This window comes from Polaromonas sp., assembly GCF_031411155.1.
In the GTDB taxonomy this organism is placed as follows: Bacteria; Pseudomonadota; Gammaproteobacteria; order Burkholderiales; family Burkholderiaceae_C; genus Polaromonas.
Genome location: NZ_JANOAL010000274.1, coordinates 1 through 11,855 on the forward strand (window position 1 = coordinate 1; position 11,855 = coordinate 11,855).

Here is an 11,855-nt window from a genome sequence, read left to right on the forward strand (position 1 = left end):
CGCTTCGTCGGTCTCCATCAGCGCCCGGCTGCCGCTGCGTGCCGTGCGCATCAGCGTGGCGGTCTCGGGGAACAGCTTGGCAAAGTAAAAGCGCGCGGTCTGCAGCTTGGCCACATAAAACTTGTCACTGTTGCCGGCGGCAATCTCGCGCAATGCCACTTGCGCCATGCGGGCCCAGAAGTAGCCAAACACCAGATGCCCCGCGACGCGCAGATAGTCTACGGCGGCGGCGCCCACTTCGTCGGGGTTCTGGAAGCCCTTGAAGCCCAGCTCGGTGGTGAACTTGGTCATCTGGTCGGCCAGCATGGCCAGCGGGTTGATGAACTCGGCCATTTTTTCGTTGACGCCCTCTTCCTGCACCAGCGCACCGATCAGCTTGCCAAACTTTTTCAGCGTCGCGCCGTTGTTGCCCAGGATCTTGCGGCCCAGCAGGTCGAGCGACTGGATGGTGTTGGTGCCTTCGTAAATCATGTTGATGCGGTTGTCGCGCACAAACTGCTCCATGCCCCATTCCTTGATAAAGCCGTGGCCGCCAAACACCTGCATGCAGGCATTGGTGGCAATGTGGCCGTTGTCGGTCAGGAAGGCCTTGACGATGGGCGTGAGCAGCGCGACGATCTCGCCCGAATCCTTGCGCACCTGCTCGTCGGGGTGGTGAATTTCCTTGTCCAGCAGCATGGTGCAGTAAATGGACAGCGCCCGGCCGCCTTCGGCATAGGCCTTGGCCGTCAGCAGCATCTTGCGCACGTCAGGGTGCACGATGATGGGGTCTGCGGCCAGGTCCCTGGCTTTCACGCCCGACAGCGAACGCATCTGGATGCGGTCCTTGGCATAGGCCAGGGCGTTCTGGTAGGCGACTTCGGTCAGGCCCAGCGACTGGTTGCCCACGCCCAGGCGGGCGGCATTCATCATCACGAACATGGCGGCCAGGCCCTTGTTGGGCGCGCCCACCATGGTGCCGACGGCGCCCTCCAGCACCATCTGGCAGGTTGAATTGCCGTGGATGCCCATCTTGTGCTCGATCCCGCCGCAGTAAATACCGTTGCGCGAACCCAGCGAGCCGTCGTCATTGATGTTGAACTTGGGCACGGCAAACAGGCTGATACCCTTGCTGCCCTGCGGCGCATCGGGCAGGCGCGCCAGCACCAGGTGCACGATGTTGCTGGTCATGTCGTGCTCGCCGGCGCTGATGAAAATCTTGTTGCCGGTGAGCCTGTAGCTGCCGTCGGGCTGTGGCTCGGCCTTGCTGCGCAGCAGGCCCAGGTCGGTGCCGCAATGCGCCTCGGTCAGGCACATGGTGCCGGTCCATTCGCCGCTGGTCAGCTTGGGCAGGTAGAGCTTTTTCTGGGCATCGGTGCCATGCGCATGCAGCGCTTCATAAGCGCCATGCGACAGGCCCGGGTACATGGTCCAGGCCTGATTCGCCGAGTTCATCATCTCGTAAAAACACTGGTTGACGACGAAAGGCAGGCCCTGGCCGCCGTATTCCGGGTCGCAGCTCAACGCGGCCCAGCCGCCCTCGACATACTGGGCGTAGGCTTCCTTGAAGCCCTTGGGCGGCGTCACTTCGTGGCTGGTCTTGTCGAGCTTGCAGCCTTCCTGGTCGCCGCTGATGTTGAGCGGAAAGGTGACCTGGGAGGCAAACTTGCCGCCTTCCTCCAGCACGGCATTGATGGTTTCGGCATCAATATCGGCATGGCGCGGCAAGGCCCTGAACTCGTCGGTGACCTTGAGCACTTCGTGCATGACGAACTGCATGTCGCGCAGGGGGGGATTGTACTGAGGCATGGTGCTCCTTGGCGTTAAACCGGTTTGAAGGAAGAGGCCTTGGCCGAAGCAGCCTTCGGCGCGGCAGGATTTTTGGGCAGGGCCGGGGCTGGCGCGGCGTCATTGCCGTAGCGCGCCAGAATGTTGGCAAAGCCGGTGTTGGCCCGGTCAATCGAGCCGGGGGTTTTCAGAAAACGCGCTTCATAGTGCAGCGCCAGGATCAGCCCGTGGATCTCGAAGGCCATCTGGTGCTCATCGGCCTCTGCATGAAGATGACCGGCCTCCTTGGCCTGCACCACCGCGCGGTACATGGCGGCCAGCCAGGTCCGCACCGAGCCGGCCAGCGCGTCACGCACCGGGCCGGGCCGGTCGTCAAATTCAACAGCGCCGCTGATATAGAGGCAGCCCGAATCGATCTCGACCGAGGTGCGGTTCATCCAGTTGTGAAACAGCGCGCGCAGGCGCGGCAGGCCGCGCGGCTCCTGCAGGGCCGGAAAGAACACTTCCTCCTCGAACCGGGTGTGGTACTCGCGGATCACCGAAATCTGCAACTCCTCGCGCGAGCCGAAGTGGGTAAGACGCCGGACTTGCTCATGCGCATGACCTCGGCCAGCGCGCCTATGCTGAGCCCTTCGAGGCCAATCTGCGTGGCCAGGCCCAGGGCCGCGTCCACAATGGCCGCTTTGGTCTGCTGGCCTTTTTGCTGGCTTTTGGGTCCAGCCCCAGCCGCAGGCGAAGCGCGCGTGGTTTTAACGGGGAGTTCAGTGACGGGCATGGTGGTGCTGCAAAATAAAACGAACGGTCGTTCTATTTTGCAGCAATTTCAATCGCGCCAAGCCCCCTGATGAAATAAATGCTGGTTTATAGAGGCCGAGGCCTAAGCCGGTTGCGGGTAAACCCTTGATTTACCCGCAGCCGGAATGGCTTCAGCGCTTGAACGGAACAACCAGCTGGCGCTGCTCACCCAGGCCTTCGATGCCCAATGCCATCTGGTCCCCCTTTTTCAGGAACACCGGCGGCTTCATACCCAAACCGACCCCAGGCGGCGTGCCCGTGGTGATGACGTCACCCGGCTCCAGGGTCATGAACTGGCTGACGTAGCTGACGATTTTGGCCACGCTGAAGATCATGGTTTTGGTGCTGCCGGTTTGCATGCGCCTGCCATTGACGTCCAGCCACATGTCCAGCTTTTGCGGATTGGGCACCTCGTCACGCGTCACCAGCCAGGGGCCCAGCGGGCCAAAGGTGTCGCACCCCTTGCCCTTGTCCCAGGTGCCGCCGCGCTCGATCTGGAACTCGCGTTCGCTGACATCGTTGATGGCGCAGTAGCCGGCGACATGGTTGAGCGCCTCTTTTTGCGACACATAACGAGCACGCGAGCCGATCACCACGCCGAGCTCAACCTCCCAGTCGGTCTTGACCGATCCCTTGGGCAGCATGACCGGGTCATTCGGCCCCTGAATGCAGCTGGTGGCTTTCATGAACACCACAGGTTCGGCGGGAATCGGCAGGCCGGATTCGGCTGCATGGTCGGCGTAGTTCAGGCCGATGGCGATGAACTTGCGGGTGCCGGTGACCGGGCTGCTCAAACGCGGCTGGCCCCTGACCAGCGGCAACTTCCCGGTGTTGAGTTTGCGCAGCCTGGCCAGCACCGCATCGCCGAGCTGGTCGGGACCGATGTCCTTGATGACGGCGCTCAGGTCGCGCAGCTTGCCGTCGGCATCGATCAGGCCTGGTTTTTCTTTTCCGGGGTTGCCGTAGCGAACAAGTTTCATGGTGTTTCCTTTTTAGATCCTGAACAGATAACTATCAATACGTTGCGCGGCCGCCGGAGAGGTCAAGCACCACACCCGTGGACAACGAACATTCTTCAGCACACCGGGTCGAGCGGGTTCATATCGTCATGCCACCGTCGATGGCATAGGCCTGGCCGGTGACGAATGCCGATTCATCGCTGGCCAGAAAAACCACCAGCGGTGCGATTTCATGAGCCTGCGCAAGCCGACCCATCGGTTGGCGCGCCACAAAGTTTTTGCGCGCTTCCTCCGGATCTTCAAACACATTGATACGCTCCTGCAGCGAGGGAGTATCGACCGTGCCGGGGCAAATGGCATTGCAGCGCACCCCGCGAAGGACATAGTCGGCGGCGACACTTTTGGTCAGACCGGTCACTGCCGCCTTGGACGCGCCGTAGAGAAAGCGGTTCGGCAATCCCTTAAAGCCGCAGACGCTGGCCATGTTGATGATGCTGCCGCCACCCCTGCCATGATGGTTTTCCAGCATCCGGGGCAGCGCCGCCTGGATGGCCCAGAACTGCGAACGTACATTCAAGTTGAAGGCAAAGTCCCATTCCTCATCGGTGGCCTGCAGGGCCGTGCCGGCGTGCACAAAACCGGCGCAGTTGAACAGCACATGGAGCGCCGGCAAGTCAGCCATCAGTTTCTGGATCGCGGCCTTATTGAGCACATCGAGCGCCGCAGTCTGGATATTGGGCACCCCGGCGTAACTGGCCAGCAGCTGTTCATTGACGTCGGTGGCCCAGACCTGGGCCCCCTCGGCCGCCATGGCCAGCGCGCTGGCTTTGCCGATGCCCTGCCCGGCCGCCGTCACCAGCGCGGTTTTTCCTTGAAGCCTCATGATTTTCCTCCTGGTTTGTTTGTTCCGACCCCGCTCTTCGGCCCGGCATGCGCGGCGCCAGATGGTCATGCGGCACCGCCAGGTCCGATGAACCGCCCGCAGGCATTGCAGGGTTTAGCCGGATGCCCGGGAGCTGGAATCATGGGATTATCAATTGGCCTTACCACTTGTCCAATTCTGGCTAACCCTTAATGCCGCTTCAAGAGCGCCCCGCATGCCGCTGCAAACCGTAGAACCGAAACGCCTGTACCGCCAGATCGCCGAGCAATTGCGCTCGCTGATCAGCCAGGGCGAGTTTGCAGCAGGCACACGCCTGCCGGCAGAGCGCGACCTGGCCAAGCAGCTGGGCGTGAGCCGCCCTTCGGTGCGCGAAGCCCTGATTGCGATGGAGGTGGAAGGCTGGGTCGAGGTTCGCACCGGCTCCGGCGTCTACGTGCTTGACCGGTCAAGCCGGACCAAAGCACCGCAGATTGCGCCCACCGAATGGGGGCCGCTGGAACTGATTCGCGCACGCCGCGTGGTGGAAGGCGAAATTGCCTCCATGGCTGCGGCGCTAGCCAAACGTAAAGATATGACCGCCATGCGCCTGGCCATTGACGCCATGAAAAGCGATGCCAGCCAGGGCGTGCTGCCACTCGAAGGCGACCGGGCCTTTCATACCGCGATTGTTGAGGCCTGCGGCAACGTGGTGCTGCTGGAGACCGTGCAGAGCTTCTGGGATTCGCGCCGCGGTCCGCTGTTCACGCGCCTGGGCGGCTACTTTGAGACCATGAAATCCTGGCAGTCCGCCATCGCCGAGCACGAAGCGATTTATGCAGCCATCTGCGCCCATGACGCTGCCGCCGCCCGTGCCGCGATGCATGCCCACATGGACAAATCCCACGCCCGATTCAGCGCGAGCTGGCGCCGTGCGAAAACGAATTGATTCCAGCGCCCAGCATTTTTATCTCTTTTACTTCCCCCTTTTTACTTTCGCCTTTCTTTCAACCGAGGAGACACCATGACAAAACGACGGACCCTGAAAACCATTGCCTCCTGCGCCATCCTGGCGGGCCTCATGGGCACAGCTGGCCTGGCCCAGGCCCAGACCAAACTGAAATGGGCGCACGTTTATGAAACCTCGGAGCCTTACCACAAGTGGTCGGTCTGGGCGGCCGACGAGATCAAGAAACAAACCAGCGGCCGCTACGACATCCAGGTGTTCCCGGCTTCCACGCTGGGCAAGGAAAGCGACATCAACCAGGGCCTGCAGCTCGGCACCGTCGACATCATCATTTCGGGGGCCTCGTTTGCCGCCCGCAGCTTTCCGCGCATCGGCGTGGCGTACTACCCCTATACCTTTCGCGACCCGGAGCACCTGCTCAAATATGCCAAGAGCGATGTGTTCAAGGAACTGGCCGATGGCTACAAGCAGAAAACCGGTATCCAGACCGTTGCGGTGACCTACTACGGCGCACGCCACTCCACCAGCAACAAGCCCTTCAAGAACTGCGACGAAATGAAGGGCCTGAAGATGCGGGTGCCCGACGTGCCCGCCTACATGGCGCTGCCGCGTGCCTGCGGCGCCAATCCGACACCCATCGCTTTTGCCGAGGTCTACCTGGCGCTGCAAAACGGCACGGTCGATGCGCAGGAAAACCCGCTGCCCACCATCGAAGCCAAGAAGTTCTATGAGGTGCAGAAGAACATCATCCTGACCGGCCACATCCTGGATTCGCTGGTCACGCAAGTCGGCCCCCACGTCTGGACCAAGCTCAGCGAGGCCGACAAAAAGATCTTCACCGACGTGATGCAGGAAGCGGCCGCCAGCGCCACGGCCGACATCAAGAAGCGTGAAGGCGAATTGGTCGACGAGTTCAAGAAAAAGGGCCTGAACCTGATCACGGTCAACAAGGACGAGTTCCGCGACCGCATCGTCAAAGCCGTGGACATGGGCTCGATGGGCTACGACAAGAAGGATTGGGACCGCATCCAGGCGATCAGGTAAGTTTGATCTGCCGGGCAGTGACCGGCAGATTTCACACGTGGCCAACCTGGCCGTCCCCTTCGCGGGGAGGGCTTTCACCTCCTCAACATCCAGCACCATGATCCCCATTCCTGATATTGACGCCCTGCCCAAGGTCATGGGCGACGACGGCCAGTTCCATGCCACCGACGAAGTGGTTGACCTGTCTGGCACGCCGGTTGAGGCCTGGGCCGCGCTTTTGTTTTTCTGGGCGTTGGGCCTGACGGTGTTCTACCAGTTCTTCACCCGTTATGTGATGAACGATTCGGCGGCCTGGACCGAGGAGATCGCGCGCTACCTGCTGATAGCGACCGTGTTCGTCGGGGCCGCGATCGGGGTCGCCAAAAACAACCATATCCAGGTCGATTTTTTTTACCGTTTCATGCCGCCCTGGCTGGGGCGGGCCATGGCCCTGCTGACCGATGTGCTGCGCATCGCCTTCCTGGGCGCTGCGGTCGTATTAACCTGGCAAATGATGAACAAGATGGGCGACTACAAAATGACGATAGTCGATTTGCCCATGAACCTGGTGTATGGCATCTGCCTGGCGGGATTTGCCGCCATGTGCGCACGCTCGCTCTGGGTCATGCGGGTGAACTTCAAGCGCGGCTACAGCGTGCTGGAGCGCCCTGAATCCACCATGGAGGACCGCTAGATGTTGAAGATTGCCTTCCTGTTCCTGATGAGCGGCGGCCTGCCGGTGGCCATGGCCATGGCCGGCGCTTCGCTCATCTACATCCTGTTCACCAATAGTTCGCCACCGTTTGTGGTGATTCACCGCATGGTCAGCGGCATTGACAGCTTCCCGCTGCTGGCCGTGCCCTTCTTCATCCTGGCCGGCAACCTGATGAACAACGCCGGCATCACCAACCGCATCTACAACTACGCGCTGGCGCTGGTGGGCTGGATGAAAGGCGGACTGGGCCACGTCAACGTCGTCGGTTCGGTGGTATTTGCCGGCATGAGCGGCACCGCCATTGCCGACGCGGCCGGGCTCGGCACCATCGAGATCAAGGCCATGAAAGACCACGGCTACAGCACCGAGTTTGCCGTCGGCGTGACGGCGGCCTCCGCCACACTGGGCCCCATCATCCCGCCGAGTCTGCCCTTTGTGATCTACGGCATGATGGCCCACGTCAGCGTTGGCGCGCTGTTTTTGGCGGGCATTTTGCCCGGTGTGTTGATGGCCATTTTGATGATGCTGACGGTGGCCTGGTTTGCCCACAAGAACAACTGGGGCGCCGATGTCCCGTTCGCCTGGAGCCGCCTGAACAAGGCGCTGATCGAAACCGCCGTGGTCATCGGCTGGCCGCTGCTGCTGTGGCTGCTGATCGGCAAGCTGGGCTTTCCGCCGCAAGTGACCGTGGCCGCCGCGCTGGTGGCGCTGTTCGCGGCCGACAAGGCTTTCAGCTTCCAGGCCGTGCTGCCCATCATGACACCCGTGTTGCTGATAGGCGGCATGACCACCGGCATCTTCACGCCCACCGAAGGCGCGATTGCCGCCTGCGTCTGGTCGCTGATCCTCGGTTTTGCCTGGTACGGCACGCTGACCTTCAAGAGTTTTGTCAAGGTCTGTCTCGATACCGTGGAGACGACGTCCACCGTGTTGTTCATCGTCGCCGCGGCGTCGATTTTCGGATGGATGCTGACGGCCACCGGGGTGACCACCGACATTGCCAAATGGGTGCTGGAATTTACCAAGGAGGCTTGGGTCTTTCTGCTGCTGGCCAATGTGCTGATGCTGTTTGTCGGCTGCTTTCTGGAGCCGACGGCGGCCATCACGATTCTGGTGCCGATTCTGGTGCCTATCGCGGTGCAACTCGGCGTCGATCCGGTCCACTTCGGACTGGTGATGGTGCTCAACCTGATGATTGGCCTGCTGCACCCGCCCATGGGCATGGTGCTGTTTGTGCTGGCGCGCGTCGCCAAACTCTCGGTTGAGCGCACCACCATTGCCATCCTGCCCTGGCTCATTCCGCTGCTGGGCAGCCTGGCGATCATCACCTACTTCCCGAAACTGGTGCTGTGGCTGCCCAAAATGTTTTATTGAAGAGAAGTTTCCATGACCCCATTCATTCGCCTTCATCCTGCTGATGACGTCCTGATCGCCCGCCAGCAATTGCTCAACGGCACCCGCGTCGAAGGCATCCCGGTCAAGGGCCTGATTCCGGCCGGCCACAAGATTGCCACCCACGCCATCGCGACTGGCGAGCCGGTGCGGCGCTACAACCAGATCATCGGTTTTGCCTGCAAACCGATTGCGGCCGGTGAGCATGTGCACACGCACAACCTGGACATGGGCCCGGACAAGGGTGACTTCGAACGTGACTACGCCTTTGGCGCCGACGTCAAACCCGAGCCGGCCCGGCGCGAGGCCAGCTTCATGGGCATCAAGCGCGCCGATGGCCGGGTCGCGACACGCAACTACATCGGCGTGCTGACCAGCGTGAACTGCTCGGCCACGGCGGCCCGCGCCATTGCCGACCACTTTTCGCGGCACACCAACCCGGCGGCGCTGGCCGATTTTCCGAATGTCGACGGCGTGGTGGCTCTGACCCACGGCACCGGCTGCGGCATGGACACCGAGGGGGTGGGCATGCAGCTGCTGCAGCGCACGCTGGCCGGCTACGCCGCGCACGCCAACTTCGCCGCCGTGCTGGTGGTGGGGCTGGGCTGCGAAGCCAACCAGATCAACGCCTGGCTGGCCCACAGCAGCCTGTGCGAAGGCGAGACCTTCAAGGTGTTCAACATCCAGGACACGGGCGGCACCACCAAGACCGTGGCCAAGGGCGTGGCGCTGATCAAGGAGATGCTGCCCACCGTCAACAAGGTGAAACGCGAGCCCTGCAGCGCCGCGCACATCACCATCGGCCTGCAGTGCGGCGGCTCGGACGGCTACTCGGGCATCAGCGCCAACCCGGCGCTGGGTGCGGCGGTAGACCTGCTGGTGGCGCACGGCGGCACCGCCATCCTGAGCGAGACGCCCGAAATTTACGGCGCCGAACACCTGCTGACGCGTAGGGCGGTGAAACCCGAGGTGGCTGAAAAACTGATCCAGCGCATCAAGTGGTGGGAGCACTACACCCAGATCAACGAGGGCGAGATGAACAACAACCCCTCGCCCGGCAACAAGGCGGGCGGGCTCACCACCATCCTGGAAAAATCGCTGGGCGCCGTCGCCAAGGGCGGCACCAGCAACCTGCAGGCGGTCTACGAATACGCCGAGCCGGTGACGGCGCACGGCTTTGTTTATATGGACACGCCCGGTTATGACCCGGTCAGCGCGACCGGCCAGGTGGCCGGCGGCGCCAACCTGATCTGCTTTACCACCGGACGCGGCTCGGCCTACGGCTGCGCGCCCTCACCCTCGCTCAAGCTGTCGACCAACTCGACGCTGTGGCGCAAGCAGGAAGACGACATGGACATCAACTGCGGCGAGATCATCGACGGCAGCAGCACGGTGGCCGAGATGGGGCAGCGCATTTTCGAGCTGGTGCTGGCCACGGCCTCGGGCGAGCCAAGCAAGAGCGAAAAACACGGCTACGGGCAAAACGAGTTTGTGCCCTGGCAGGTCGGCGCGGTGATGTAGTTTTTCATGCAAAAAACACTTCAAGCCCATGAACTACGGGCGCAGGTAGCTACTGTTTTAATAGCAGCCGGCAGTTCCCCCGAAGAAGCCGCCAGTGTCGCGGCGAACCTGGTACTGGCCAACCTGAGCGGCCATGACTCGCACGGCGTCGGCATGCTGCCGCGGTATGTGGACGCGGTGCTCGAAGGCGGCCTGAAACCGAACAGCGGCGTGCGTGTGGTCCTCGACACCGGCTCGCTCTTGAGCCTGGACGGTCAGCGCGGCTACGGCCAGATGGTCGGCGAACAGGCCATGGCGCTCGGCATAGACCGCGCCAAGGCCCACGGCAGCTGCATCATGACCCTGGGCAATGCGCATCACCTGGGCCGCATCGGGCACTTTGCCGAAATGGCCGTGGCCCAAGGCCTGGTGTCGCTGCATTTTGTCAACGTTCTGTCACGCCCGGTGGTGGCGCCCTTTGGCGGCGCCGACGGGCGCTTTGGCACCAACCCCTGCTGCATCGGCATTCCGCTCAAGGGGCGGGAACCGTTCATTCTGGACTTTGCGACCAGCCGCGTGGCGCAGGGCAAGATGCGTGTGGCCTACAACAAGGGGACTCAAGTCGAACCCGGCACACTGATTGACGAACACGGCCACCCCACCACCGACCCCGGCGTGGTGGTGGTGCCGCAGAGCAATGGGCTGTTCGGCGCGCTGATGGCCTTTGGCGAACACAAGGGTTACGGCCTGGCGGTGGCCTGCGAACTGCTGGGCGGCGCCCTGACCGGCGGCGGCACCTGGCACAAACCGACCGATCCGGCCGTGCGCGCCATCGTCAACGGCATGCTGACGATTTTGATAGACCCGGCCAAACTCGGCACCCAGGCCGCTTTTGAGCGGGAAGCGGTGGCTTTTGTCGACTGGCTACAGGCCGGGCCGGTCGCGCCCGGTTTTGACGCCGTGCAGATTGGCGGCGACCCGGAGCGTGCCACCCATGCGCAGCGCGAAGTCGATGGAATTGCGATCGATGACCAGACCTGGCAGGAGATGGTTGTGGCGGGCCGCAAGGTCGGCGTGGCCTTGCCAGACTGAGATTCGCAACACCGCCACTTCACCACCATTCACTACTAAATTGATAGCTACTTGTGCAAGCAGATCAAGGGCAAACCCCTTAAAACACCGTTAAAAACCTATGAACACCATGACTCCTCCGATTCAAGACCAAGTCGCCCTCGTCACCGGGGCCAATGCCGGCATGGGCCTGGCCACCGTTCGCGCCCTGCTCGACGCGGGCTACCGCGTGGCCGCAACCGACCTGCGCACCGAGCAGGTTGCCAGCACGCTGACCTCGCACGGCGACCGGCTGGCCTGTTTCACCATGGACGTGAGCGACCAGGCCCAGGTCCACGCCGCCTGCGACGCCATCGAGCAGCACTTTGGCCGCATCGACGTCTGCGTCAACAACGCCGGTTTTTTGCAGTACGCCAACTGCGAACAGACCACCCCCGAACTCTGGCGCAAGACCCTGAGCATCAACCTGGACGGCGTGTTCTACGTGAGCCAGCGCGTCGCGCCGGGCATGAAGGCGCGTGGCTTTGGCCGCATCGTCAACGTGTCGTCCTACGGCGCCAAAACCGGCGGCCTATCGCCGCTGCCGGCCTACGCCGCCAGCAAGGGCGGCGTGATCTCGCTAACCTTCAGTTTTGCGCGCGAATACGCGCCGTTTGGCGTCACCTGCAATGCCCTGGCGCCGACCTTCGTCAAGACCCAGATGCTGACTGAGCAGGTCAGCGCCGAGCGGCAGGCCGAGCTGCGCCAGAAAATTCCGGTGGGCCGCTTTTGCGAACTCGAGGAATTTGCCCACAGCGTGCTGTTTTT

Annotated in this window: 10 protein-coding genes and 1 pseudogene; 7 read left to right on the top strand and 4 right to left on the bottom strand. The window is 62.4% G+C overall.

Features of this window, described 5'->3' with window-relative positions:
* From RMO23_RS16515 to RMO23_RS16530, 4 genes and pseudogenes are all read right to left on the bottom strand, one after another.
* On the bottom strand, positions 1 to 1,788 hold a 1,788-nt coding region (locus RMO23_RS16515), incomplete at its 3' end, for an acyl-CoA dehydrogenase C-terminal domain-containing protein (protein ID WP_309683752.1).
* 14 nt (positions 1,789 to 1,802) lie between these two features.
* Positions 1,803 to 2,542: pseudogene (locus RMO23_RS16520) on the bottom strand (TetR/AcrR family transcriptional regulator).
* A 151-nt stretch (positions 2,543 to 2,693) separates the two neighbouring features.
* Positions 2,694 to 3,542, bottom strand: a complete 849-nt coding sequence (locus RMO23_RS16525) for a fumarylacetoacetate hydrolase family protein (RefSeq protein WP_309683753.1) — start codon at positions 3,540 to 3,542, stop codon at positions 2,694 to 2,696.
* A 118-nt stretch (positions 3,543 to 3,660) separates the two neighbouring features.
* Complete coding sequence (locus RMO23_RS16530; RefSeq protein WP_309683755.1) at positions 3,661 to 4,404, bottom strand: SDR family oxidoreductase; 744 nt, start codon at positions 4,402 to 4,404, stop codon at positions 3,661 to 3,663.
* Positions 4,405 to 4,618: 214 nt separating this feature from the next.
* Here RMO23_RS16530 and RMO23_RS16535 point away from each other — a divergent pair, with 214 nt between their 5' ends.
* The 7 genes from RMO23_RS16535 to RMO23_RS16565 form a co-directional block, all read left to right on the top strand.
* Positions 4,619 to 5,329 (top strand): FadR/GntR family transcriptional regulator, encoded by a 711-nt coding sequence (locus RMO23_RS16535; RefSeq protein WP_309683759.1) that lies wholly within the window; start codon positions 4,619 to 4,621, stop codon positions 5,327 to 5,329.
* Positions 5,330 to 5,404: 75 nt separating this feature from the next.
* Positions 5,405 to 6,391 (top strand): sialic acid TRAP transporter substrate-binding protein SiaP, encoded by a 987-nt coding sequence (locus RMO23_RS16540; RefSeq protein ID WP_309683761.1) that lies wholly within the window; start codon positions 5,405 to 5,407, stop codon positions 6,389 to 6,391.
* A gap of 97 nt (positions 6,392 to 6,488) precedes the next feature.
* Positions 6,489 to 7,064, top strand: a complete 576-nt coding sequence (locus tag RMO23_RS16545; protein ID WP_309683762.1) for a TRAP transporter small permease — start codon at positions 6,489 to 6,491, stop codon at positions 7,062 to 7,064.
* Positions 7,065 to 8,459 carry a TRAP transporter large permease gene (locus tag RMO23_RS16550; protein ID WP_309683764.1) on the top strand — a complete coding sequence of 465 codons (1,395 nt, stop codon included), beginning with the start codon at positions 7,065 to 7,067 and terminating at the stop codon, positions 8,457 to 8,459.
* A gap of 12 nt (positions 8,460 to 8,471) precedes the next feature.
* Positions 8,472 to 9,998, top strand: a complete 1,527-nt coding sequence (locus RMO23_RS16555; RefSeq protein ID WP_309683766.1) for an altronate dehydratase family protein — start codon at positions 8,472 to 8,474, stop codon at positions 9,996 to 9,998.
* A 6-nt stretch (positions 9,999 to 10,004) separates the two neighbouring features.
* Positions 10,005 to 11,069 (top strand): malate/lactate/ureidoglycolate dehydrogenase, encoded by a 1,065-nt coding sequence (locus RMO23_RS16560; protein WP_309683769.1) that lies wholly within the window; start codon positions 10,005 to 10,007, stop codon positions 11,067 to 11,069.
* Positions 11,070 to 11,178: 109 nt separating this feature from the next.
* The coding region (locus RMO23_RS16565) for an SDR family oxidoreductase (RefSeq protein WP_309683770.1) at positions 11,179 to 11,855 on the top strand (677 nt) is incomplete at its 3' end.